This is a genomic window from Pseudomonas sp. 1L-B-1-E-C1 (genome assembly GCF_057291835.1).
The window spans coordinates 1-24,174 of the sequence record NZ_JBXAWN010000014.1 but is presented as its reverse complement, the minus strand read 5'-3'; the positions used below and the strand labels follow the sequence as shown (position 1 = coordinate 24,174).

28 protein-coding genes are annotated in these 24,174 nt (G+C 60.7%); 11 read left to right on the top strand and 17 right to left on the bottom strand.

The window, feature by feature from the left end; genetic code table 11:
- Positions 1-19 precede the first annotated feature (19 nt).
- From dsbG to dsbD, 3 genes are read right to left on the bottom strand one after another with little or no spacing between them, the layout of a single operon-like run.
- Positions 20-790 (bottom strand): thiol:disulfide interchange protein DsbG, encoded by a 771-nt coding sequence (gene dsbG, locus AC0Z4S_RS22725; protein WP_485624682.1) that lies wholly within the window; start codon positions 788-790, stop codon positions 20-22.
- Positions 766-1,647 (bottom strand): TlpA family protein disulfide reductase, encoded by an 882-nt coding sequence (locus tag AC0Z4S_RS22720; protein ID WP_485624681.1) that lies wholly within the window; start codon positions 1,645-1,647, stop codon positions 766-768. Before AC0Z4S_RS22720 ends, dsbG begins: the two co-directional genes overlap by 25 nt.
- Positions 1,647-3,380, bottom strand: a complete 1,734-nt coding sequence (gene dsbD, locus AC0Z4S_RS22715) for a protein-disulfide reductase DsbD (protein ID WP_485624680.1) — start codon at positions 3,378-3,380, stop codon at positions 1,647-1,649. Before dsbD ends, AC0Z4S_RS22720 begins: the two co-directional genes overlap by 1 nt.
- Before the next feature lie 155 nt (positions 3,381-3,535).
- On the opposite strand from dsbD, the gene AC0Z4S_RS22710 reads away from it, so the two are divergent.
- From AC0Z4S_RS22710 to AC0Z4S_RS22690, 5 genes are all read left to right on the top strand, one after another.
- The gene (locus AC0Z4S_RS22710; RefSeq protein WP_042607836.1) at positions 3,536-4,216 is read left to right on the top strand and encodes a response regulator; all 681 of its coding nucleotides are present in this window, start codon (positions 3,536-3,538) and stop codon (positions 4,214-4,216) included.
- On the top strand, positions 4,216-5,541 hold the full coding sequence (locus tag AC0Z4S_RS22705) for an ATP-binding protein (RefSeq protein WP_485624679.1): 1,326 nt from the start codon (positions 4,216-4,218) through the stop codon (positions 5,539-5,541). The genes AC0Z4S_RS22710 and AC0Z4S_RS22705 overlap by 1 nt, the downstream gene beginning before the upstream one ends.
- Before the next feature lie 202 nt (positions 5,542-5,743).
- Positions 5,744-6,265: a GNAT family N-acetyltransferase gene (locus AC0Z4S_RS22700; RefSeq protein WP_253503923.1), complete on the top strand. Its 522-nt coding sequence runs from the start codon at positions 5,744-5,746 to the stop codon at positions 6,263-6,265.
- 106 nt (positions 6,266-6,371) lie between these two features.
- Entirely contained in the window at positions 6,372-7,784 is a 1,413-nt protein-coding gene (locus AC0Z4S_RS22695) for a diaminobutyrate--2-oxoglutarate transaminase (RefSeq protein WP_485624678.1), read from the top strand.
- 83 nt (positions 7,785-7,867) lie between these two features.
- Positions 7,868-8,092, top strand: coding sequence for an MbtH family protein (locus tag AC0Z4S_RS22690; RefSeq protein ID WP_485624677.1), 225 nt, complete (start codon positions 7,868-7,870; stop codon positions 8,090-8,092).
- Positions 8,093-8,268: 176 nt separating this feature from the next.
- Here the strand turns inward: AC0Z4S_RS22690 and AC0Z4S_RS22685 are convergent, their stop codons facing one another.
- From AC0Z4S_RS22685 to soxR, 10 genes are all read right to left on the bottom strand, one after another.
- Positions 8,269-9,174, bottom strand: coding sequence for a metal ABC transporter substrate-binding protein (locus AC0Z4S_RS22685; RefSeq protein WP_485624676.1), 906 nt, complete (start codon positions 9,172-9,174; stop codon positions 8,269-8,271).
- Positions 9,175-10,074, bottom strand: a complete 900-nt coding sequence (locus AC0Z4S_RS22680; protein ID WP_007917717.1) for a metal ABC transporter permease — start codon at positions 10,072-10,074, stop codon at positions 9,175-9,177.
- Entirely contained in the window at positions 10,074-10,925 is an 852-nt protein-coding gene (locus AC0Z4S_RS22675) for a metal ABC transporter ATP-binding protein (protein WP_485624675.1), read from the bottom strand. Before AC0Z4S_RS22675 ends, AC0Z4S_RS22680 begins: the two co-directional genes overlap by 1 nt.
- Positions 10,922-11,851, bottom strand: coding sequence for a metal ABC transporter substrate-binding protein (locus AC0Z4S_RS22670; RefSeq protein ID WP_042607829.1), 930 nt, complete (start codon positions 11,849-11,851; stop codon positions 10,922-10,924). Before AC0Z4S_RS22670 ends, AC0Z4S_RS22675 begins: the two co-directional genes overlap by 4 nt.
- Before the next feature lie 35 nt (positions 11,852-11,886).
- Complete coding sequence (locus tag AC0Z4S_RS22665) at positions 11,887-12,462, bottom strand: DUF6162 family protein (RefSeq protein WP_485624674.1); 576 nt, start codon at positions 12,460-12,462, stop codon at positions 11,887-11,889.
- Positions 12,459-12,800 (bottom strand): hypothetical protein, encoded by a 342-nt coding sequence (locus tag AC0Z4S_RS22660; RefSeq protein WP_485624673.1) that lies wholly within the window; start codon positions 12,798-12,800, stop codon positions 12,459-12,461. The genes AC0Z4S_RS22665 and AC0Z4S_RS22660 overlap by 4 nt, the downstream gene beginning before the upstream one ends.
- Entirely contained in the window at positions 12,797-13,339 is a 543-nt protein-coding gene (locus AC0Z4S_RS22655) for a thiamine pyrophosphate-binding protein (RefSeq protein ID WP_485624672.1), read from the bottom strand. Before AC0Z4S_RS22655 ends, AC0Z4S_RS22660 begins: the two co-directional genes overlap by 4 nt.
- Positions 13,336-14,535 carry a PepSY-associated TM helix domain-containing protein gene (locus AC0Z4S_RS22650; protein WP_485624671.1) on the bottom strand — a complete coding sequence of 400 codons (1,200 nt, stop codon included), beginning with the start codon at positions 14,533-14,535 and terminating at the stop codon, positions 13,336-13,338. Before AC0Z4S_RS22650 ends, AC0Z4S_RS22655 begins: the two co-directional genes overlap by 4 nt.
- Positions 14,536-14,747: 212 nt before the next feature.
- Positions 14,748-15,206 carry a VOC family protein gene (locus tag AC0Z4S_RS22645; RefSeq protein ID WP_485624670.1) on the bottom strand — a complete coding sequence of 153 codons (459 nt, stop codon included), beginning with the start codon at positions 15,204-15,206 and terminating at the stop codon, positions 14,748-14,750.
- 112 nt (positions 15,207-15,318) lie between these two features.
- Positions 15,319-15,771 carry a redox-sensitive transcriptional activator SoxR gene (gene soxR, locus AC0Z4S_RS22640; protein ID WP_281923462.1) on the bottom strand — a complete coding sequence of 151 codons (453 nt, stop codon included), beginning with the start codon at positions 15,769-15,771 and terminating at the stop codon, positions 15,319-15,321.
- Positions 15,772-15,864: 93 nt separating this feature from the next.
- Between soxR and AC0Z4S_RS22635 the strand changes: the two genes are divergently transcribed.
- The 5 genes from AC0Z4S_RS22635 (at position 15,865) to AC0Z4S_RS22615 (ending at position 20,564) form a co-directional block, all read left to right on the top strand.
- Positions 15,865-16,218 (top strand): antibiotic biosynthesis monooxygenase, encoded by a 354-nt coding sequence (locus AC0Z4S_RS22635; RefSeq protein WP_485624669.1) that lies wholly within the window; start codon positions 15,865-15,867, stop codon positions 16,216-16,218.
- A 111-nt stretch (positions 16,219-16,329) separates the two neighbouring features.
- Positions 16,330-16,599, top strand: a complete 270-nt coding sequence (locus AC0Z4S_RS22630) for a hypothetical protein (protein WP_056788593.1) — start codon at positions 16,330-16,332, stop codon at positions 16,597-16,599.
- 101 nt (positions 16,600-16,700) lie between these two features.
- A complete protein-coding gene (locus AC0Z4S_RS22625; RefSeq protein ID WP_123419086.1) occupies positions 16,701-17,315 on the top strand; it encodes a LysE family translocator in 615 nt (204 codons plus the stop codon).
- 205 nt (positions 17,316-17,520) lie between these two features.
- Positions 17,521-18,687: an aminotransferase class V-fold PLP-dependent enzyme gene (locus AC0Z4S_RS22620; RefSeq protein ID WP_485624668.1), complete on the top strand. Its 1,167-nt coding sequence runs from the start codon at positions 17,521-17,523 to the stop codon at positions 18,685-18,687.
- Positions 18,688-18,755: 68 nt separating this feature from the next.
- Positions 18,756-20,564: an aminopeptidase P family protein gene (locus AC0Z4S_RS22615; protein ID WP_485624667.1), complete on the top strand. Its 1,809-nt coding sequence runs from the start codon at positions 18,756-18,758 to the stop codon at positions 20,562-20,564.
- A 43-nt stretch (positions 20,565-20,607) separates the two neighbouring features.
- Here the strand turns inward: AC0Z4S_RS22615 and AC0Z4S_RS22610 are convergent, their stop codons facing one another.
- Both AC0Z4S_RS22610 and AC0Z4S_RS22605 read right to left on the bottom strand, forming a co-directional pair.
- A complete protein-coding gene (locus AC0Z4S_RS22610; RefSeq protein WP_485624666.1) occupies positions 20,608-21,204 on the bottom strand; it encodes a 2-hydroxychromene-2-carboxylate isomerase in 597 nt (198 codons plus the stop codon).
- A gap of 38 nt (positions 21,205-21,242) precedes the next feature.
- Complete coding sequence (locus AC0Z4S_RS22605; protein ID WP_485624665.1) at positions 21,243-21,971, bottom strand: SDR family oxidoreductase; 729 nt, start codon at positions 21,969-21,971, stop codon at positions 21,243-21,245.
- A 91-nt stretch (positions 21,972-22,062) separates the two neighbouring features.
- Between AC0Z4S_RS22605 and AC0Z4S_RS22600 the strand changes: the two genes are divergently transcribed.
- Entirely contained in the window at positions 22,063-22,632 is a 570-nt protein-coding gene (locus tag AC0Z4S_RS22600) for a TetR/AcrR family transcriptional regulator (protein ID WP_253503881.1), read from the top strand.
- Here AC0Z4S_RS22600 and AC0Z4S_RS22595 read toward each other — a convergent pair whose 3' ends face one another.
- Positions 22,633-22,914: a hypothetical protein gene (locus AC0Z4S_RS22595; RefSeq protein ID WP_039759777.1), complete on the bottom strand. Its 282-nt coding sequence runs from the start codon at positions 22,912-22,914 to the stop codon at positions 22,633-22,635.
- Between the two features lie 169 nt (positions 22,915-23,083).
- Positions 23,084-23,971: a threonine/homoserine exporter RhtA gene (gene rhtA, locus AC0Z4S_RS22590; RefSeq protein ID WP_485624770.1), complete on the bottom strand. Its 888-nt coding sequence runs from the start codon at positions 23,969-23,971 to the stop codon at positions 23,084-23,086.
- Positions 23,972-24,174: the final 203 nt, after the last annotated feature.

The following is a 24,174-nucleotide window of genomic DNA, read 5'->3' as shown; positions in this document are numbered from 1 at the left end:
GGTCCAAGCAGTGAAAACACTACTTAGGCCCGAGAATCTTCACCAACTTGTCCGGCGAGGGCGCGCCTTGCTGTTGTTGCAGTTCGCCTTTGTCATCCAGGTAGAAAATCGCCGGGGTGGCCTGCAGTTCCAGGTCTTCCATCAATTGCATGTTCGCCGCCAGTTTGCCCTGCACGGCGACCGGGATGTCTTTCAAGGCCTTGAGCGCGCTGCCCTTGCCGGCCTTTTCGTGATCTTCGAGGGCTTTGGCCGGGTCTTTCGCCGCCAGCAGCGCGGCTGATTTGCCCGGGCTGTCTTCACGAATGATGCCGACCATGATGTGGCGCAGCTGCACTTTGCCGGCCTTGACCCATGGCCGCGCCTGTTCCCAGAACATGTTGCAGTAAGGGCAGTTCGGGTCGCTGAACAGGTACACCGTGCGCGGTGCATCCTTGTTGCCGTCCTGAATCCAGTTGCTCGCCTCGAACTTGGCCCAGACTTCCTTGGACATCGGCGCGTACACCAGTTTTTGCAGTGGTTCGCTGCTCAGGTCCTTGCCGTCGGCGTCGTACAGATTGCCCACCACGACGTGTTTGCCGTCCGGGGTCAGGTACAGCGCCATGCCGCGATTCTGGTACTGCGCGGCGTACCCGCGCAGGCCATCGGGGGCGTCGAACTGGCCGACGATTTTCGCGCCCTTGGCTTCGATCTTCTTGATCGCCGCGGGCAGTTCTTCAGCGGCCTGCACCGACGGCAAGTGCAGCAGGGCAGTGCCCAGGGTCAGCGTCAGCAGGTGGCGGAGGCGGGGCATGGCAGTTTCCTTGCAGAGTTGGCCGGGGCAACGGCCTGATTCGGGCTTGAAGGTGAAGTGTCGAAGGTTTCCAGGGCGCGGGCGAGGCTGGCGTTCGACAGTTCACCGAGGTGACTGGTCAGCAAGCGACCGTCCGGGCTATAGAACAGCGTAGTCGGTAGCGCCATGGAACCCACGGCCTGACCGAGACGGCCGCTGCGGTCGAACAGCACGTTGTTCAGGCTCAGGCCCTGGGTTTCCAGGAACGTGGCGACGCTTTGCATGCTTTCGGCCTGATTGACGAACAGGAACGTCAGATCGGGGCGCTGTTGCTGGGCGTTTTCCAGCACCGGCATTTCCCGCCGGCACGGTGGGCACCAGGTCGCCCAAAGGTTGATCACCAATGGCCCGCCCTGATAGTCACTGAGCTTGATGGTTTGCCCGGCGGCATTGCGCAGGGAAATGTCCGGCAGGCGCGTGCCTTGTTCGTAGATGTTCAGCGACAGAGTGGCGAGCAGCCAGAACATCACACCACTGACCACGCCGAAGCCCAGCGGGCGACGTAAACCGGGACGACGCCAGCCACGATACAACGCCGCCAGCAGCAGAACGATCACCCCGGGCCAGGCGAGAAAACCACCGTCGCGCAGATCGATGATCTGCCACAGGTCATTGCGATAGTGCGACCAGTACAGCGCGACAAACGCAATGCGCGCCGCGAGCATGCCCAGCAAAAACAGGCTGAACAGCGCCGACTCGGGGTTATCGCCGCCGCGCTTGGCCACTCGCCAGCCGACAAACGTCGCCAGTGCCAAAGCACTGATCAGCAGCAAGTGATTGAGCGCGATGGCGAAGGTGCCGAGGGTGAACGTCAGCATCAGTTGGCGTCTCGGGTAGTGGACCAGCGTTGCAGGAACGCGTCGGCATCCACCTCACCGGTGATGCGCTGGCTGCGGCGTTCTTCACCGTCAGCGCCGATCCAGATGAACGTCGGCGGCCCCGGCACCTTATAGCGACTGAGCAGCTCGCGGCTGGCGGCATTGTCGGCGGTCACATCCAGGCGCAGCAGGCGCACGTCGCTCAGGGCCTGCATGACCTTGGCCTCTCCGAATACCTTCTTCTCCATGACTTTGCACGACACGCACCAGTCAGCGTAGTAATCGAGCAGTACCCACTGGCCTTGAGCCTTGGCCGCGTCGAGTTCACGTTGCAGGGCGGCCGGTTCCTTGATGGTGGTGAAAGCGTCATGACCGCTTGGTGCGGCACTGGCGACCCGGCCGGCGCTGTATACCTGCAATGGCTGATACGGATCATCGCTGCCGCCCGCCGCACCGATCACCAGCAAGCTGCCCCACAAACCGAGCAACAGGGACAGAGCGCCAAACATCTGCGCGACGCGGCCAAAACCTTCCGACTGTTTCCAGGCGCTGTAAGCCGCAATCAGCAGCAGCGCGCCACACAGGCCCAGCCACACCGACGGGTCCAGTACCGGACGCAGCATCAACAATGCGGTTGCGAGAAAGAGGAAGCCGAATATGCCCTTGAGCAGATTCATCCACGCCCCGGGTTTCGGCAGGAATCGGTTGCCCACGGTGACCAGCAGCAACAGCGGCACACCGATGCCGATGCCCAGCGCAAACAGAATCAGACCGCCGTGCAACGCATTACCGCTTTGCGCGATGTACAGCAGCGCACCGGCCAGTGGCGCGGTCATGCACGGCCCGACCAGCAGACCGGACAATGCGCCCAGCACGCCGGCGCCGATCAGACTGCCGCCGCTGCGGCTGCGTGAAGCGTGTTCAAGTCGATCACGCAGCGCCACCGGCAGCTGCAGCTCGAAGAAGCCGAACATCGGCAATGCCAGCACCACGAAAATCGCCGCAAACGCACCGAGCAGCCAGGGATTCTGCAACCACGCCTGCAGGTTCGCACCGAGCAGCGCGGCGATAACGCCCATCGCTGCGTACACCAGCGCCATGCAGATCACATAGCTGCTGGCCAAGGCAAAACCGCGCCGAGGGGTGGCACCACTGCCGACAATCATCCCGGCCAGAATCGGCAGCATTGGCAGTGAGCACGGGGTAAACGCCAACAGCAGGCCGAGGCCGAAGAACACCAACAGGCTCCAGCCCAGCGCCCGTTGTTGCAAGCTGCTGGCCAAGGCCTGATCGGGCGCTTCCCCGCCAGTTGTCGCTGCGGCTTTGCCGCCCAGGTCAATCACCCGGGTTTGCGGTGGATAACACAGGCCGGCATCGGCGCAGCCCTGGTAACTGACCTTGATCTGCCCGCTGGCCGTCGCCGGGATTTTCACTTCCAGGCCTTGGCGATACACCGGCTGCTCGCCGAAGAACTCGTCGCTATGGGATTCGCCTTCAGGCAACACTGGCTGCTGATCGGCGGCCAGTCCGTCGAACTTCAAGCGTTTCTGATACAGGTAATAGCCGTCGCTGATCTGCCAGAACAGCTGGGTTTCGCCCGACTCCAGACGCTCGGAGGTGAGTACGAATGCCTGGTCGACGGGTAAAAAGTCCGGCTTGGACTCGAACGGATTGTTTCCGGCCTGGGCCAGGCCGGAAATCAGTAAAGCAAACAGAAGAAAAAAATGACGCATGGAGGAGCCTTGTCCCTGTGCAATTGAGGTGCACAATGGGCAGCGGCGATTAACCGATGATTAACCGCGATACCCTTGTCGCAGTGACGTTCGGCGCCATAATGTCAGCTTAATCGGCCAACCGCCTAATCCGCTTTTTTCCTGTGGGATTCACCATGCACGTACTGGTTTGCGAAGACGATGAGCTGATCGCCAGCGGCATCGTTGCCGGGCTCACGGCTCAGGGCCTGACCGTCGAGCACGTCAACACGGCGTCGAAAGCGCGGGCGATGCTCAAGGTGGCCGAGTTCGACGTGATGGTGCTCGATCTCGGGCTGCCGGACGAAGATGGCCTCAAGTTGCTCCAGCAATTGCGCCAGAGCGGCCTGGAGATTCCGGTGCTGATCCTCACCGCTCGCGATTCTGTGACGGATCGTGTCGACGGTTTGCAGGCCGGCGCCGACGATTATCTGCTCAAGCCATTCGACCTGCGCGAACTGTTCGCCCGCCTGCAAACCTTGTTGCGCCGAGTGGCCGGGCGCAGTGTCAATCTGATCGAGCACGGCGCGCTCACCTACGACCCGAGCAGCCGGGAAACCCGCCTGGCCGGACAACCGGTGGACTTGTCGCGCCGCGAGCAGTCGCTGCTGCAGGCGCTGCTACACAATCGTGGCCGGGTGCTGTCCACCGAGCAACTGAAAGACAGCGTCTATGGTTTCAACGATGAGCTGGAAAGCAACGCACTGAACGTGCATATCCATCATCTGCGCAGCAAGCTCGGCAAAGGCATTGTCGAGACCGTGCGCGGTCTGGGCTATCGCCTCGGGCCTGCCGATGGCGGGGAGCAGGGCAAGTGATGAGTCTGCGCCTGCGCCTGAGCCTGACGCTCGGCGCCGCCTTCGCGCTGATCTGGGCGCTGGCGGCGGCGTGGATGCTCAGCGATCTGCGCAATCAGATGATGTTTTCCCTCGACCAGCGCCTGGTCGCTTCGGCGCGCATGGTCGCCGGTTTGCTCGAGCAATTGCCGACCCTGCCGAGCAAAGGCGAAGGCACCCACTTCAGCGCCGAACAACTGAATATCCCCGGCGGCATGGCCTGTCAGGTCAGCTCTTTGCGCGGGGAAATTCTTGCCCGTAGCCACAACAATCCCGAACAAGCGCTGGAAGCGGAGAAAATGGGCTTTCACGATCAGATGATCGACGGCGCACCGTGGCGCAGTTTCACTCTGGCCCGCGGCGATGTGCGCATCACTACGGCAGACCGGCAGATCGAGCGCGAAGCCTTGAACATGTCGATTCTGCTCGCCGCTTCGGTGCCGGTGGGTGTGGCGTTGCTTGGCTGCCTGTGCCTCTTGTGGCTGGGTATCGGCCAGGGTCTGGCGCCGCTCAATCGTCTGCGCGAAGCGCTGATGCGGCGTAATGCCGACTCTCTTGAGCCTTTGCAATTGCAGGCGTTTCCCAGCGAACTGAAGCCGTTGCTGGAAACCCAGAATCAGTTGTTCCAGCGCATCGGCAAGACCATCGAACGTGAGCGCCGCCTGACCGGCGATGCCGCGCATGAACTGCGCAGTCCGCTGACGGCGATCAAGACCCACTTGCAAGTCGCGCGCATGACCGACGGCACTGCTCGCGATCAATCGCTGGCCCGGGCCGAGGAGGGTGCCGATCGCCTGCACCGCACCCTTGAACAGTTGCTGTTGCTGGCGCGGGTCGAAGGCAGTCTGTCGTTCGATGACGGCTCGCAATGCAGCGCCGAGCAAGTGGCCAGACTGGCGATCCAGGACGCCACCGGCGGTGAACGGCTGCGGATCAAACTGCATGTGCCGGCCGATTTGTCCGCCGCACCATTGCAAATGCCCGCGGCGCTGGCAATTGCTGCGCTGCGCAACCTGCTCGACAACGCCCTGCGCCATACGCCTGAAGATTGCGCGGTCGAGGTCAACCTGGAAAACATCGGCAATCGCGTGCGTTTTGTCGTGCGCGACCATGGTCCGGGCATTGCGCCGGAAGACTTGCAGTATCTGACTCAACGCTTCTGGCGCAACGGTCAGAGCACCGGTTGCGGGCTGGGTCTGGCGATTGTTCAGGCAATCGTTCAGCGCTGTGATTGTGCCCTGCATTTCGACAGCCGCCCGGATGGCTTGCGGGTCGAACTGACCATGCCGTTGCAAGCCGCACAATAACCCTGTGTAGGAGCTGCCGAAGGCTGCGATCTTTTGATCTTGACCTTTATCTTGAAACAAAATCAAAGATCGCAGCCTTCGGCGGCTCCTACGGGGCTCTGAGTTCGGGCACATGAAATGTAACTTCTCGACATTCGCTATCCGGCAGCGCCGGGGCTAAGGTCAACGCAGCTTTGACTCAATGGATTGAGGGAACTGCGCCATGGAAGCACCCATCTGCATTCGTCCGGCCCGATTGGCCGACGCTGGCATCATCAGCCGCATTATCGAGCGTTCGGTCCGCGTCGGATGTGCACTAGATCACCGCAACAATTCGTCGATTGTCAGCGACTGGGTCAGCCAGTCCTGCGTCGATTTCATCAGTAGGCGGCTCGCCGACCCGCACTTTTACCTCTGTGTCGCTTTGTTTGAAGAGAAACCGGTCGGTGTCGGCATGGCCCAGGCCTGCGGCGACATTCCCCTGTGCTACGTGCAGCCGGAATCCTTTCGTCGCGGCGTTGGCCGGGCGCTGATGCAGGATCTCGAGGGCTGGTTGCGGGTTCGCGGTGTACAGAGTGTTCATCTCAATAGCACCCACACCGCCGAGGCGTTCTATCGGCATCTGGGTTATCAACAAGCCGCGCCAACTGCCATCTCCAATGGCTTGCAGACCGTGCCGCTGCACAAACCTTTGGCCTCACCAGCCTTACAACTCGATCAAGGGTGTAAATCCGCACCGCGCTGAAGCGTTTCCAGAACAGGAAAACCTGCAAGTGCGCCCCGCGACCGGAACGCGCATCTGTCGGTGTGCTGTTTTGGTCACTATCCATAGCGAATTGAGGGGTCGAGAGATGTCAGTCGCCACCAGCCTTATCGAAGAGTCGTCGGCCCGGGTCGCCTCGGCGCCAGCGGAGACGTTGTACGATTTCCACGAATCACCGTTACTGGCGCGCCAAAGTCGGCAGGAGTCCAATGCGCGCAGCTATCCGCGGCGCATTCCGCTGGCGCTCAAGCGTGCCAAGGGCCTGTATGTCGAGGATGTCGAGGGGCGCACATTCATCGACTGCCTGGCCGGGGCCGGCACGCTCGCGCTGGGGCATAACCACCCGGTAGTGATCGAGGCAATCCACAAAGTGCTGGCCGATGAGTTGCCGCTGCACACCCTAGACCTGACCACGCCGGTCAAAGATCAATTCGTCCAGGATCTGTTCGGCTTGCTGCCGACGGAACTGGCGGCGCAGGCGAAAATCCAGTTCTGCGGCCCGACCGGCACCGACGCCGTGGAGGCAGCACTGAAACTGGTGCGCACCGCCACTGGCCGCAGCACGGTCCTGTCCTTTTCCGGCGGCTATCACGGCATGAGTCAGGGCGCGTTGAGCCTGATGGGCAGCCTGGGACCAAAAAAACCACTGGGTGCCTTGCTCAGCAATAGCGTGCAATTCATGCCGTTCCCCTACGACTACCGTTGCCCGTTCGGCCTCGGCGGCACGGCGGGCGTCAACGCCAATCTGAGTTATCTGGAAAACCTGCTCAACGATCCCGAGGCGGGCGTGCAGCTGCCGGCAGCGGTGATTGTCGAGGCGGTGCAAGGCGAAGGCGGGGTGATTCCGGCTGATATCGAATGGTTGCGTGGTTTGCGCCGGATCACCGAGAAGGCCGGTGTCGCGCTGATCGTCGATGAGATCCAGAGCGGTTTCGCCCGTACCGGCAAGATGTTTGCCTTTGAGCATGCGGGCATCGTTCCGGATGTGGTGGTGTTGTCCAAAGCCATCGGCGGCAGCCTGCCCTTGGCAGTGGTGGTTTACCGCGACTGGCTCGACACCTGGCAACCGGGCGCCCATGCCGGCACGTTCCGTGGCAATCAGATGGCCATGGCCGCAGGTTCAGCGGTGATGCGTTATCTGCTTGAGCACAAGGTCTGCGAACACGCCGCCGCCATGGGGGATCGACTCAGCGAGCATCTGCGCATTCTGCAGCGCGACTTCCCGCAGCTGGGCGACATCCGTGGGCGTGGCCTGATGCTCGGCGTCGAACTGGTCGATCCGAACGGCGCACCTGATGCGCTCGGTCATCCGCCGGCATTTGCCCGTCTGGCGCCGCTGGTTCAGCGTGAATGCCTCAAGCGTGGCCTGATTCTGGAGTTGGGCGGCCGCCATGGCGCAGTGGTGCGCTTCCTGCCGCCGCTGGTGATCACCGCAGCGGAAATCGATCGGGTGGCCGAGATCTTCGGTCGCGCATTGGCCGCTGCCACCGCCGCGCTGTAAATTTTTCCGCGCGGCGAACGTTCTTTCTACATACCCCGGCTGCATTCATTGTGCAGCCGACCTTACAACGATGGAGAACCAGCATGACGTCAGTATTCGACCGCGAGGACATCCTCTTTCAGGTCGTGGTCAACCACGAAGAGCAATACTCGATCTGGCCCGATTACAAAGCCATACCGGAAGGCTGGCGCACCGTAGGCAAGAGCGGCCTGAAAAAGGAATGCCTGGCCTACATCGAAGAAGTCTGGACCGACATGCGCCCGTTGAGCCTGCGCCAGAAGATGGATGCACAAGTCGCGGCGCAATAAGCGACCGGGCAGAAAAAACCCGCTGGACCAGTGATGGTCAGCGGGTTTTTTCATGTCTGGAGAGTGGCGCTGTCAGTGCTGGCCTCTTCGCGAGCAGGCTCGCTCCCACAGCGAACGCATTGCCAATGTGGGAGCGAGCCTGCTCGCGAAGAACGATAACGCGGTCTTGTTTGAAGCTACGCTCCGCTCAGCCCCTTGAGCAACAGATCCACATTGCCCTCCAGCTCCGCCAGCGGATCCGCCGCATCAGTACTCAACACCACGAGTCGGCTGCCGGATTCGGCAATCGCCGCTTTCACCGGCTCCGCTGGCTGGCGATGGTGCAGCACCACCGCTACGTCGTTGTCCTTGAGTGTTGCGGTCAGCTTCTTCAGTGCTTCAGGCGTCCACTCGGCATCAGGACGCGCATCCTGTCCAGCCAGTTCAAGGTTGAGGCTGCCAATCAGATAGCCGAAGTGATCGCTCAGGCTCATCACACTCAGATTATCCGTCTCGGCGAGACGCGCTTCGGTGTCCGCGCTGAGTTTCAGCAGACGCTGTTTCAACGCCGCCAGATTGGCTTCGATCGCAGGCTTGGCGCTCGGTGCCAGGCGCACCAGGTCCGCTGCCATCACATCCGCCATGCGCCCCATGTTGTTGCTCGCCAGCCATGGCTGACTGTTCAGGCCATCAACCTGCACGCCCGGCTGCACAGCGATGCCGGGCAGGGCGCCGTCGACCGGGCGGGCAGCGTCGACTTCGACGATACGAATGTTGCTGCGCCGAGCGATCGGGTACAGCGGATCATCGGCCCACAGCGAACGCAAACCGATCACCGCGTCCGCGTCAGTGGCCAGTTTGCTCAGGGCCGGAGCGCCTCGGCCGGTGAAATACGCAGTCTGGCGGCTACCGGGCAGGTTGGCCGGGGCCGCGCGTTCGAGCTTGACGTCCGTGCCTTTGAGCAATGCTTCGCCCAGTCCATAGGTGATCGGCAACGAGGCCAGAACGCGCAAGGGTTTTGCACTTTCAGCAGCCATCAACGGCGTGCAGACCACGCCACACAGGGCCATGGCCAGAGTCAGGTTTCGCAATGAAAAAGCCATTTATCCAAGGTTCCCTTTCAGGCTGGGGACAACACCGCGCGCGATGGCGGCGAGGGCGAAAGCGATGCCGGCGACCAGAATGATCGCGGCGCCGGATGGAATCGGCAGGTCGAACACGATCGGCGCAAGAATCCCGCACAGCGTGCTGACGGTAGCGATCAGCACAGAACACCAGAAAAATCCTTTGAGCGACTGGCTGAGCAAGCGCGCCGCCGCCGCCGGAATCACCAGCAAGGCGCCGACCAGAATTGCACCGATGACTTTTACCGCCGCGACGGTGATCAAGGTCACCAGGATCACGAACAGGTAATCCAGGGTCTTTACCGCTACGCCACGCACCGCCGCCAGTTGCGGATTGAAACTGGCGAGCATGATGCGGTTGTACAGCGGCAGGGCGAGGGCCATGACCAACGACCCGACGATCGCCAGCACCGCCAGATCATTGCCGTTGACCGTCAGTACCGAACCGAACAGCACGTTTTCCAGAATGTGCACGTTGATCTTGCCGGCGAGGATCAGCAGCAGGCTCGCGCCCAGCGCCAGCGACACCGAGAGGAACACGCCGATCAGCGTGTCCGGTGCCAGCCCGGTGCGGTTGCGCAGGTAATTGAGCAGGATGCCGAACAGCAGGCAGTAGCCGAACAGGCTGCCGTACGGGCCGGTGTAGGGTTCGCCGAGCAGAATGCCGATGGCCACGCCGGTCAGTGCGGCATGGCCGACCGCTTCGGAGAAGAACGCGAAGCGCTTGACCACCACCAGCGTGCCGAGCCCACCGAGCACCGGGCCGATCAGCAGACCGGCGAGCAGGGCGTTGACCACAAATCCGTAGGCCAGCGCTTCCGGTAGATAACCCGAAGATGCCCAACCCTGGACCATCAAACGAAAGGCTTCGTAACTCATCAGACCGCGCTCCGTGGATGGGTGGAAAACAGCGTCAGCAGACGTTCCGGCGTCAGTGCCTGTTGCGGCGTGGCGTCGAACAGCACGCGACGGTTGAGGCCGGTCACCCGATCGGCCAGTCGCCCGACTGCTTCCAGATCATGTTCGATCCACAACACGGTGATGCCCGCCGCGCGCCAGTCATTTAGCAGACGTTCGAACACCTGAATCCCGGCCTCATCGAGCGCTGACATCGGCTCGTCGAGCACCAGCAATTGCGGCGCCGGGATCAAGCCCTGCGCGAGCAATACCCGCTGACGCTCACCACCGGACAGCGCGCCCATGCGCCGCTTGCGCTTGTCCTGCATGCCGACCCGTGCCAGCGCCTCGCCGATGGCGCCGGCGTAATGCTTGCTCAAGCCGAGAAAGGCCGGACGGCGCTGACACATGGCGGCCATGAAATCGTCGACGGTCATCGGCAACCCGCGATCGAACTCCAGCGCTTGCGGCACGTAACCAATGGTGCCGGGCTCGCCGGGCCAGTGCAGGCTGAGCTGGCCCTGATGCGGCATCTGCCCCAGCAGCGTCTTGATCAGCGAACTCTTGCCACCGCCGTTGGGGCCGACCAGCGCGTGCACGCTGCCGGGCTGCACCTGAAAGCTGACCTTGTCGAGAATCGTCGTACGCCCCAGCGTCAGGCTGACTTCCGCAAACTCCAGCGCCGGCCCATTTCTCCCCTGTGGGAGCGAGCTTGCTCGCGAATGCGGTGCGTCATTCAGCGAAGATGTCGCCTGATCCGGCGCCTTCGCGAGCAGGCTCGCTCCCACAGGGGGTTCAGCGTGATCGGCGATCAGGGTTTCTTTCGACGTCATGCCCCCGACTCCTGAATCGCCCGAACTACGGTGTTGAGGTTGCCGGTCATTTCCTTTTCGTACTTGTCGGCGGTGTATTCGCCGTAGGAAATGTGCGACAGCGGGTACAGCTTCACCCCGGATTCGCGCTGGATGGTATCAACGTAGCTGGAGGGGAAATCCATCTCCGAGAAGATTACTTTCACGTCGAGCTCGCGCAATTGATCGATAGTCTTTTTCAGCTGACTTGGACTTGGCTCGATGCCGTGGGCGGGCTCGACCACGGCCGTCACTTCCAGACCGAATTCACGCAACAGATAGTCGTAAGCCGCATGCACCGTGGCCACGCGCAGTTCTGCGTTCGGTGCCTGGGTCAGTTTGGCCAAAGCGTCGGCGCGCATCTGCCGCAGGCGTTTGCCGTAGGCGCGGGCATTCTGGGTGTAGGTCTTGGCGTTGTCCGGGTCGATCTTGCCCAGTTCGCGGGCGATGTTGTTGACCTGGGCAATGGAGGCACTGATCGACAGGAACGTGTGCGGGTTGACCACCTTGCCGGCACCGCGCGCCGCGACACCGGTGGCCGCCAGCAGCGGCACGTTCTCGTTGGCTTCGATGGTTTTGACGTTGGGCGTTTCGCTGGCGGCGATCATCCGGTCGGCGAAGTCGTCATGGCCGACCCCGTTGAGCACGATCACGTCCAGACCGCTGATGCGCTTGATGTCTTCAGCTCGTGGCTCGTAGGCGTGCGGATTGAAGCCGGCGGGAATCAGCGGCACCACTTCGGCCTTGTCGCCGACGATGTTGGCGACATAGCTGTAATACGGATGCAGGGTGATGCCGATGCGCAGGCGTTTGCCCTGTTCGGCGTTGGCCAGCGGGCTCAGCAGGCAGGCGCACAGGCCGAGGAGAAACAGGCGTAACAATGGACGGCGAGGAGATGAAATGGACATGGGCAAGCAGTCTTCTCTCGGATAAAGGCGAGGAATCAATGGCGATGTTCGCGGGTAACCCCGGCATCGAATTGCGCGACGATCTGTTTCCAGCCAGCGGCGGACAGCGCGGCATCGGACAGATCCTCCGCAGGCACGAGGTCGGCGCTGCGGTTCAGCCAGATGTCCGGCGCAGCGTTGGCATCGGCACCGACACGCATGAGAAATGACCCGGCGACATCAGGCGTGGCGCTGCGACCGAAGTAGGCGCGGTCGGCGAGCATTTGCCATGCATGACCGCCACGGCTGACCGAACTGGCATCCTGTGCGAACGGCGCGAAACCCTCTTCGGCCAGCACCTGTGGGGTCGGCAGGGCTTTTTGCTCTTCGCGCAGCAAGCGGATTTCGTCGAGGGTCACCCGCAGGTCGGCATAGATGCCTTGCTCGGCGGCGCTGAGGTCGCGGCGGGCGTCGTACTGGTTGCTCGCGACGGGCTCCGGCTCATGGGAAACCCCGCGCCACGCCACCACCGAACCGGCGACCGCGAGGATCAGCAGGCACAACAGCAGCACATTGAGGGTTTCATGGCCGGCGCCGGCCGGGCGTACCACTTGAGTTGTCGGGCTACTCATGGGGCTTCGATATCCGCCTGGTCGATTTCCACAACATGGCCGGGGCCGGCGTCGAACAGCACATAGAACTCGCTGCCGGGTTTCTTGAACGTCAGGGTCGAGTCATCACCCAGTTTGCCCGGCACCAGAATGGTTTCGTCGTAGCCGATCACGTCGAGCGTCACCCCCGGCGCGCCGCTGCCATCGGAGAAACCGCCGGTGCATTTGATCTGTTCGGCATCGATGGCTTTGCATTCGCACATCGGGTTGTGCGCCAGGGCGCCGGCACTGAAACCGGCGCTCAGCACCAGCAGCGCGGCACTTGCCAGCAAGCGGGGGTGGAGGGGCGAGCGAGTCATGGTTTGGCTCCTTGTTTGTTCAGCCACGCAACCGTGGCAGGGGAGGCTTGGCTCAGGGGTATCGCGGCCTGGTGCATGCTGCCGTCCCAGCCTTCCATGGTGACCCACAGCTCGGCGTCAGGTTTGGTCTTTGCCGGGATCGGCATCTGCGTGCCCATGCGATACGGGGTGCCGAAGAAGATGGTGCCGGCGGCGCGCAGACTGCGCGGTTTGCCGATGCGCAGGTAAGTGGCCTTCACCTGTTCGACGCAGGTATCGCAGACGGCAGCAGTGAAATCCTTCATATAGCCGGCCGGGCCGCTCAGGTGCGGCGCCTCTTCGCGCAGCTCAGCCAGACGCAGACTCCACGGGCCGACCTGAACGGTGCCGATTTCCCGTTGGCCCAGGCCACTGTCGCCGCGAAACAGCGAGGCGTCGGCGAAGTATTTCGGCATGAAGCCCAGCGGGATCAGCAACAGCAAAACATTGATGTGGAAGCGCCACTTGTGCCAGAAACGCGACAGGCGAGACGGCGGTGTGACCGAGATGGCTTTGTTCACAGGCTGGCCTCCGAAGGTTCACGGCTCAACGCTGGTTGTGCCTTGACGCGGTTTTTCTTGTCCTCGCGTTTCAGCGCATTGGCGGTCGCCAGCGCGGTACGCTTGGTCCAGATCAGCAGGCCGCTGAGGATCATCATGCTCAGCAACAGACCGAAGAAGAACCAGATCAATTTGATCCAGATACCGCCGAAGTCGCCGGTGTGCAGCGGGCGCATGGATTCGGTGACAAATTCCAGCGAGGAGCGGTCGGACAGCAAGCGTGAGGAAGCCATTTCGCCGTTGTACGGATTGAGCGTCGCAGTCTGGTACATCAGCGGATACCAGCCACGGCCGCTGACGCTCATGTGCGAGTAGGCATTGCCCGGCAGGTTGACGTAACTGGCTTCCAGCCCCGGAATTTTCTGCTGGGCGATTTCGATGGCGCGGTCCAGGCTGATCCGCGGTGGCGGAGTGCCGGCGGTGGAGATCGGCACACTTTCGCGGGACATCGCCGGAATGATCGGCTCGCTGGAAATGGAAATCTGGTTATCGAACAGGAATGCCTTGATCAGGAACCAGATGCCGGTGATGGAAATCACCGCAATGAACCAGATCGACCAGATGCCGCACAGGCGGTGGAAGTCGCCCCAGAAGATCCGCGCGCCATGGCGTACGCGCAGGGTTGGGCGCAGAAAACCTTTCCAGAAGCGCTTGTAGACCACCAGCCCGGTAATCAGCGAAACCAGCATCGGCACGCCGAGCAATGACACCAGATACCAGCCCCAGCTGTAGCCGTTGGTGAACGGCACCAGCCACCAGCCGTGCAGGGCGCGGGTAAACGCCTTGAAGTCGAAGGCCGGTGCGGTGCCCTGGATGACGCCAGTGTACGGATTGACATAGACCGTCAACGAACGCCCGTCGGGGTAGCTGACTTCGACGTCGAGGGCAAAGTGCGACTCGTCCGGGCGGTTGATGCTCTGCACCAGGGTTTGCGGCTCGGCTTGTTTGATCGCGGCAAGAATCTGGTCGTAGCTCAGTCGCGGCGCGTCGTCCGACGGCTGACTGGCGCGCATTTGCGGATTGGCCAGCCAGACGATTTCCTGGCTGACCACCGCCAGCGTACCGGTGACACAGACGATCAGTACAAAGAACCAGATCGGCAACGCCAGCCAGCTATGCACCAGGAACCACAGTTTGGAACGGGATTTCTTCGACATGATTGCGCGTCTTGATAGCGGTGGAAGGGGCCGGGCTACGGGCTTCGCAGCACGGAACTCCCCGGGAGGCCGTTCGTGGCTTTTGCCTACGCGAACGGCCTGCATTCCTATAAGACGTATGAGCGAAGAAAATCCCGAAAGCGGATATGAAAGCAAATGTTTCGCAATTACATCGGCAGTGCGTTTTGGCGGTCGGTCCGGGCAACAAGTCCTCAGTTTTGGTTGAACATTTCCATCGCTCGCTGGCGAATCTGCTCTTCGCTCAGGTCTTCCTTGTGGGTGGCGAGAAACCATAAATGGCCGAACGGATCTCTCAACGTGCCGCTACGATCACCGTAAAACTGGTCTTTGACCTCGGAGACACTTTTCGCACCGGCATCCAGCGCTTGTCGAAAGGATTGATCGACATCGGTGACATACAGGTGCAGACCGATCGAGACCGCCTGCTGCGGATTGCTCAACGGCCCTTGATCGCAAGGCGTGCCGAGCATGATCGCGCTGTCGCCGATACGTAGTTCGGCATGGCCGATGTTGCCGTCGGGCATGGTCAGACGCATGACTTCGCTGGCATTGAAGGCTTTCTTGTAGAAATCGATGGCCTCGGCGGCCTGTTGGATGCCGAGATACGGGGTAATGCTGTGATACCCCTCAGGAATGGGTTTGACGCTCATGACGTTCTCCCTGTTTTTGTTTTCAACAGATGGGGTTGCTCCGGATTTGTCCGGAGCAATCACTATAGAACCGTCCTCGCAGCGCAGGTTTTCTGCCGACGAGCAGCGCGCATCACGCATCGCGAAAGTGCGGGCCTGGGCCTCGGTCACCTAGCACGTCACCCTTATTGCGCAATGGACACGCCTCCATGGACAGACAGCCGCAGCCGATGCACCCGGTGAGCTGATCGCGCATCAGCGTCAGTTGTCTGATCCGTTCGTCGAGCTCGCGCTGCCACTGTTCAGACAGCATTTTCCAGTCCGCCGCCGACGGCGCGCGATCCTGCGGCAGGATCTTCAGCGCTTCGCCGATCTCCGCCAGCGGTATCCCCAGCCGTTGCGCGACTTTGATCAATGCCACCCGGCGCAACACGGAGCGCGGATAGCGGCGCTGATTGCCGGCATTGCGTTCGCTCTTGATCAAACCTTTGGCTTCGTAAAAATGCAGCGCCGTGACCGCGACGCCACTGCGCGCGGCAACTTCGCCGACGGTAAGAGGTTTATGCACCTGGTCTTTGCTGATCATGGAGAAAATGCTCTTGACCTTGACTTAACTAGAGGTTTTACCCTGCAGCTCTTCGGGTCGCAAGGCTCGCTTCAAGATGAGTGGGGGCTTTCCATGAGCAATCGCAGCTTTACCCAATTGATCGAATTCGAAATCGAACCCCGTCAGCAAGCGGCGCTGGTCTCGGCACTGGCGACGCAGACCGAGCGTCTGGCTCAGCGGCACGACGGCTTTCTTAGCGCCAGCGTGCAGGCCAGCGACGACGGCCGCCGTGTGTTGAGCTTTCTGCAATGGCAAAGCCGCGAGGCGGGGGAGGCGGCGTTTCACAGTTTCGAAAACGGTGAGCAGGATTTCTGGCAACTGATCCGCACTCATCGGGCGAAAACCGTGACGTTCAATTCGTTCCAGGTCCACAGCAGCATTGCCCGCAGCCACGACGATGCGCTGCATTGCCGTCTGCCGGGTTAGCCCGTATTAGTGCAAACCTGATAGCCACTATTGAGAGCGTTGATTTCTGCGCGAGCGTGCCCGGGCGTAGCCTTTCTCCATCGACCCCACATTGCTCGCCAGGACGCTCCCATGAATCGTTTACTGACTGTTTCGCTGATGCTCGCTGTTTCCGTACTCGCCGGCTGTGCCAGCCATGTTTCGCCGGAGCTGCGCCCTTACACCGCTGAAGAATCCCGCGAATTGGCACTGGAAGCGCTGAACCGCAGCGGCCTGTCGTTCGACGAATACCACGCGAAAAAAGCCCAATTGCTCGGCCAGCCGCAGAAGACTTTCGGTTTCGACCAGCAGGGTGAAATGAGCGCCGAACGTGCCATACAGCTGCACGGACGTCCTAGCTGAAAGCAAACTGTACTGCTTGAAGTTTTCCCTAACTGTCCGTGGGTTTGCCGGGCGGCGTGGGATAGGGTCAACACCTGAATGACCCTGGATGGACTGCCTCGATGAACCTCTCGCTTGATCTGCTGTTGGGCTTTGCCCTGTTTGCTCTTGTCACCTCGATCACACCGGGGCCGAACAACACCATGTTGTTGGCTTCCGGAGTGAATTTCGGCTTCAACCGCACCATTCCGCACATGCTCGGCATCAGTTGCGGGTTTTTTCTGTTGGTGGTGGCGGTGGGCTTCGGCCTTGGTGCGGTGTTTCAGGCCTACCCGATTCTTTATACGGTGCTGCGTTATGTCGGCGCCGCCTATTTGCTGTACCTGGCGTGGAAGATTGCCCACTCCGGCCCGGTCGGCGACGGTGCCGACGGCGAAGCGAAACCGATCAGCTATCTGGGCGCCGCGGCGTTTCAGTGGGTCAATCCCAAGGCGTGGATCATGGCCATCGGCGCCATCAGCACGTATACGCCGATGCAGGGCTATTTCTACAACGTCGTGGTCATCGCGGCGGTATTCGCCATCATCAACCTCCCAAGTGTTGGCCTGTGGGCAGCGTGCGGCACGCTGTTGCGCAATGTGCTCAAGGATCCGCGCTGGTTGCGCGTGTTCAATTGGGGCATGGCGGCGTTGCTCGTGATCTCGCTGTATCCGTTACTTCTCGAAAGCTTTCACTGACGCATTGCTTCAACCGCCGGCCCGATGCCTGTTAAGCTCGGTTTCAGGAGCGTTCCTACGCACTTTTAAATGAAGCCCTACTTCTTTAACGGCATCCGATCAGGTATTGATGACGCTCTCGAACCCATGCACAGCTCACGAGGCTGTGCATCGTCGTTTGCAGACACGAGCCTCCTGATCCCGGAACACGCTCTGCGAGTCCTTTATGAACACACGTCCGTTGTATTTCGATTACGCCGCCACCACCCCGGTGGACGAGCGGGTCATCAGGGTGATGACCGAATGTCTGGGTTTTCACGGTAACTTCGGTAACCCGGCTTCCAGCTCCCATGCCTTCGGCCAGCAGGCCCGGCAGACGGTCGAGCAGGCGCGCCGGCGGGTCGCCGATCTGGTCGGCGCGCAGCCTGAGCAGATCGTCTGGACCTCCGGTGCCACCGAGTCGAACAACCTCGCCCTCAAAGGCGTCGCCCAGGCCCGTGGCGTTTCTGGCGGCCACATGATTACCAGCCAGATCGAACACAAGGCCATTCTCGACACCGCCCGGCAATTGCAGGATTCGGGCATTGCTGTGACTTATCTGGTGCCAGACGCCGAAGGCTTGATCACGCCGCAAGCAGTCAGCGAAGCCATGCGCGACGACACGTTTCTGGTGTCGCTGATGCTGGTGAATAACGAGCTGGGCACGGTCAACGATGTCGAGGCGATTGGCGAAGTGGTGCGTAGTCGGCAGGCGCTGTTTCATGTCGATGCTGCGCAGGGCGCCGGCAAAGTCGCGATCGATCTGAGCCGCTGGCCGGTCGATCTGATGTCGTTTTCCGCACACAAACTCTATGGCCCCAAGGGCATTGGCGCCTTGTATGTCGGCCCGCACGCGCAGCAACGCTTGCAGGCGCAGATCCATGGCGGCGGTCACGAAGGTGGGTTGCGCTCAGGAACCCTGGCGACTCATCAGATTGCCGGCATGGGTGCGGCATTCGCTCTGGCCGCCGACGCATTCGATGAAGAGAAAAAATCCATCGTCGCTTTGCGCGAGCGTTTGCTCGAACAGCTTTTGAGTCTGCCGGGTGTGCGCCTCAATGGCAGTGCCTCGCAACGTATTCCGCACACCCTGAGCCTGACCTTCAGCGAGGGCGAGTTCAACAGTGCTGCGTTGAGCCATTCGATCGCGTTTTCCGCGACGTCGGCGTGTAATTCCGCGAGCAATGCGCCGTCCCACGTGCTGCTCGCGCTCGGGCATGATGAGCGGCTGGCGGGGCGCACCATTCGCCTGAGCCTCGGGCGGTTTACCACCGTCGCGGATGTCGACAAGGCCGTCGAACTGATCAGAACCGCCTGCGCCAGTGCCCCGGCATTCTGGGCGACAGGGCTTTAAACAGCCGACGCTTTCCATGGCCGAGAAGGCTACTAACAATAACGATGACGCGATTAGCAGGAGACATGATGAGTTCCCACACCTTGACCGAAGGATCGGTGCCTCAGCGCCTGGCGCATACCCGTGAACTGATGCGCCGCGAAGGCATCCATGCGCTGCTGGTGCCGTCCGCCGACCCGCATCTGTCGGAATATTTGCCGGGTTACTGGCAGGGCCGGCAATGGCTGTCGGGTTTCCACGGTTCGGTCGGTACGCTGATTGTCACTGCCGATTTCGCGGGTGTATGGGCCGACAGTCGTTACTGGGAACAGGCGACCAAAGAGCTCGACGGCAGCGGCATCGAACTGGTCAAGCTGCAACCGGGGCAGCCGAGCCCGCTGGAATGGCTCGCCGAGCAAACCCCCGAGGGCGGCGTGGTTGCAGTGGATGGTGCAGTAATGGCGGTGGCTTCGGCGCGCACACTGGGTAGCAAGCTCGAAGCACGCGGCGCGCGTTTGCGCACCGATATCGACTTGTTGCAGGAAGTCTGGCGTGATCGCCCAAGCCTGCCGAACGCGCCGATCTATCAGCATCTGCCGCCGCAAGCGACTATCAGCCGTGGCGAGAAACTGGCGAAACTGCGCGAGACCTTGCAAGAACGTGGTGCCGATTGGCATTTCATCGCCACCCTGGATGACATCGCCTGGCTGTTCAACCTGCGCGGCGGTGATGTTTCGTTCAATCCAGTGTTTGTTTCGTTTGCTTTGATCAATCAACAGCAGGCCACGCTATTTGTGGCGCTGAGCAAGGTCGATGCCGATCTGCGCGCCGTGCTCGAGCAGGACGGCGTGACGCTGCGTGACTACAGCGAAGTGGCCGATGCGTTGCGTACTGTGCCGAGCGGTGCGAGCCTGCTGGTCGATCCGGCGCGAGTGACCACAGGTTTGCTGGATCACCTGGACAGTGGCGTGAAACTGGTCGAAGGCTTGAACCCGACCACGCTGTTCAAATCGCAGAAAAGCGAAGCCGATGCTCAGCACATCCGTAAAGCGATGGAGCAGGATGGCGCGGCATTGTGCGAATTCTTCGCCTGGCTGGAATCGGCGTGGGGTCGCGAGCGCATCACCGAGCTGACCATTGACGAGAAACTCACTGCCGCTCGCGAACGTCGCCCCGATTATGTGTCGTTGAGTTTCAACACCATTGCCGCGTTCAACGCCAACGGCGCGATGCCGCACTATCACGCTACCGAAGAAGAGCATGCTGTGATCGAGGGTGATGGTCTGTTGCTCATCGACTCCGGTGGCCAATACCTCGGCGGTACTACAGACATCACCCGCATGGTCCCGGTGGGTACGCCGACCCAAGAGCAGAAGCAGGATTGCACGCGTGTGTTGAAAGGCGTGATTGCCCTGTCGCGGGCACGGTTCCCGAAAGGCATTCTGTCGCCGCTGCTCGACGCCATCGCCCGTGCGCCGATCTGGGCTGACAACGTGGATTACGGTCACGGTACCGGTCACGGGGTGGGCTATTTTCTCAACGTTCACGAAGGTCCGCAGGTGATTGCCTATCAGGCAGCGCCGGCGCCGCAGACGGCCATGCAACCGGGGATGATCACTTCGATCGAACCCGGCACTTATCGCCCGGGCCGTTGGGGTGTGCGCATCGAAAACCTGGCGATGAACCGTGAGGCCGGCAGCAGCGAATTTGGCGAGTTTCTCAAGTTCGAAACCCTGACGTTGTGCCCGATCGACACCCGTTGCCTGATTGCCGACCTGCTGACCCAGGAGGAGAAGCAATGGCTCAATGCTTATCACAGTGAAGTGCGTGAGCGTCTGAGCCCATTGCTGGATGGTCCGGCGCTGAGCTGGCTGAACGAGCGTACTGTGGCCATTTGATCGATTTAACCAAGGCACTGCTCGCGGTGCCTTGGGCTTGGCTTCAATCCTGGCGCAATGCCTCTTCTACGAAGTCGAGTCGATCCTGACCGAAGAAGAGCTGATCGCCGATGAACATGCTCGGAGCACCGAAAACGCCGCGCCTGATGGCGGCTTCGGTGTTTTGCTTAAGTGCGGCCTTGACTGTTTCATCGTTGGTCAACGCCATTATTTCCTGAGTATCGAAGCCGTTTTCTGCCAGCACGGCTGCAATGGTCTCGGGGTCGTTCAGGTTATGACCCTCCACCCAAAGCGCCTTGAACAGGCAATCGACGAAATCCTGGAAACGCTGCGGCTGATGCAACTGCACGCCAGTAACGGCACGCATCAACATCAGTGTATTGATCGGAAAGTGTGGGTTGAACCTGAGCTGGACGCCATAGCGTTTGGCGAAGCGATCAAGGTCCTGGAACATGTAGCGACCCTTGGCCGGAATCACTGCCGGCGAAGCGTTGCCAGTGGCTTTGAACACGCCTCCCAACAGCATCGGGATGTAGATCAGGTCGCTTCGGGTTTGCGCGCAAATCTTCGGCAACTGCGTGTATGCCAGATAGGTGGTGGGGCTGCCGAGGTCGAAGTAAAACTCCACTGTTTTCTTCATGATCAAGTTGCACTCTTATTGTTGTAATGAGTAAGGGCTTACCAGCGTTCGTTCCATGGTCGCAGATCCAGCTCGAACGTCCATGCATCCCGTGGCTGGCTGTGCAAATACCAGTAGTTTTCAGCGATGTGCTCTGGATCGAGAATGCCGTCCTGATCCTTGGTCGCGTATTTTTCGGGAAAGCTGTTGCGGATGAAGTCCGTGTCGATCGCACCGTCCACTACGACATGGGCAACATGGATGTTCATCGGGCCCAGTTCCCTGGCCATGCTTTGGGCCAGTGCGCGGATACCGTGTTTGGCTCCAGCGAAAGCGGCGAATCCGGAAGCGCCGCGCAGCCCGGCGGTGGCACCGGTGAACAGAATCGTGCCGCGCTGCCGAGTCACCATGCGCTTGGCCACTTCACGGGCATTGAGAAAGCCGGAGAAGCAGGCCATCTCCCAGATCTTGAAATACTTGCGCGCGGTTTCTTCGAGAATGCTGCACGGCACGTTGGCGCCGATGTTAAAGACAAAGGCCTCGATCGGCCCGACGCGGGTTTCGATGTCTTCGATCAGAGCGATGACGTCTTCTTCCTTGCGCGCATCGCAGGCAAACCCATGAGCCTCACCGCCCTCAGCGATAATCGCGTCAACCAGGGGCTGCAATTTGTCGGCGCTGCGCCGGGTCACGCAGGCAATCAACCCTTCACGGGCAAAGCGCTTGGCAATCGCCCCGCCAGTGGCATCGCCGGCCCCGACAACCAGCACGACCTTCTTGTTATTCATGGGTGAATCCCTTTAGGTTAACGATCGTTTAGTTAACGAACGTTATGCTAGGATTCGGCCAGCGTCAAGGCGATCTATTTCAGGAGAGGACATGCGTTATTCAGCCGGACACAAATCGGAAACCCGCGAACGATTGCTGCAAAGCAGCGCGCTGTCGGCAAAGAAATCGGGGTTTTCCACGGTGGGCGTGGATGGTCTGATGAAGGCTATTGGTTTGAGTGGCGCAGCGTTCTACAGCCACTTTTCCTCAAAGGATGGGTTGTTTGCTGCCATCGTCGAGCGAGAGTTGAGTGAAAGTCTTGAGCGTCTTGGTGGGCAGGGCGGTGCAGATCGGCAGCGGCTGGAGCGTTGTCTGAAGCAGTACCTGAGCATGGCCCACGTCGAGCAACCCGAGTCCGGCTGCGCGCTGCCGACATTGGGTGCAGAGATCGCGCGTGCCGATGTGCAGGTGCGTGAGCAGGCTGAAGAATGGATCTGTCGTCTCCAACAAGGCTGGGCGCAGATACTGGAAAGTGAAAGCCTGGCCTGGTCGGTGCTTTCGCAATGCGTTGGCGCGTTGGTGGTCGCGCGGATGCTGGCAACACCGGACGTGCAGCGTACGGTATTGCGCTCGAGCCATGAGCAAATCACCCGTCAGCTCGCTTCCCCGCGAGCCGAGTAGTTATTTGCAGATGACGATCATGCTGCGGCTGGTATAACCGGCCGGGTTCAAGCCGAATGGGTAATCGCCAGGCTCTTCCACGGCATCCCCGGATTTGGCGATCACCTTGTATCCCTTGGGAGCGCAGGAGTTGGCGGCGCTGGTGTAGCACTTGTCCCATGAGGATGAAAGCCCGGAACAGTTGATATGCAGCCCCTTCTTGCCGCGCTTGACCTGGGTTTCCGAGGTCGCTGCGCAACTTGCGATCGCCAGCAGGGCGATCAATAGCAAAATTCGTTTCATTACCATCCTTAATAGCGGCCGCGAGTCTTGTGCTCGGGTCTGCCTGTATTCGCTCGCGTTTGCAGCGTTGTGCCGTCCCTTTGCGAAAAAATCCATGCCTGGCGATGGGTTACGAAGCTAAACATGGCCTAAATAAGCGCCAATTACCAGAGCCACTTTTCATTACGCTTCAGTCGGCTGCGACAACAGGCTTTGCTCCACTGCCCATGGTCATCGTCGCGCCCACGGAGGCCAGAATAATGCACAGGATGGCCAGCCATTGTGACAATGAAAGGTATTCCTGCAGAAAAAGCAGGCCCGATAGCGCGCCGAACGCGGGTTCGATACTCATGAGTGTGCCGAAGGTGCGCGCGGGCATTCGCGTCAGAGCGACCATTTCCAGGGTGTAGGGCAGGGCGGTGGACAGAATGGCGACTCCGATAGCGACGGGAATCAGTGAGGGTGTAAGCAGCGCAGCGCCGGCATGGACGATACCGATCGGCGCTACGAACAACGCGGCGATCATCACGCCCAACGCAGCCGTAGTCACTCCGTTGTCGGCGCCGGCTTTCTGTCCGAACAAGATATACAGCGCCCAGCAGACGCCAGCGCCCAATGCGTATCCTGCACCGACCAGGTCAATGCCGACGGTAGTTGCGCCGGTGGGTATCAGCAGCAGCAAGCCCGCAGCCGCGAGAGCGATCCACAGAAAGTCGATGGCGCGGCGAGAAGCATATATAGCTACGGCCAAAGGGCCGGTGAATTCCAGCGCAACGGCGATGCCCAGCGGCACCGTGCGCAGAGACATATAAAAGAGGAAGTTCATCCCGCCCAATGCCATGCCATAGACAATCACGGTACGAAGAGACTTGGCGGTCAGCTTTGCGCGCCATGGCCGGAGCAATAGCAGCATGATCAGGCTGGCAAAGATCAGGCGCAGCGTGGTGGTGCCTTGTGCGCCGATAATCGGGAACATGCTTTTGGCCAGGGAGGCGCCAGACTGGATGGATGCCATGGCTATCATAAGCAGGCCTACCGGAAACAACATGGAGGCTAGGGAGCGAGGTTGTTCATTCATTACAGGGCGGCATCCAGGCAAAAGCAGACTGTTGTTATGGGAGTGGGCAATATACTGCGCATAAGGTGGGGGCGCGTCTATATATAGAAGAGGTTTTTGCTGATTTGGAAGAAAAGCGAAATTAACGGTTGACGGCAGATTCCAGAGGTCTATAATTCGCCCCACTTCCGGCGCAGTCGAAACGGAAAACTCCTTGAGGTTCA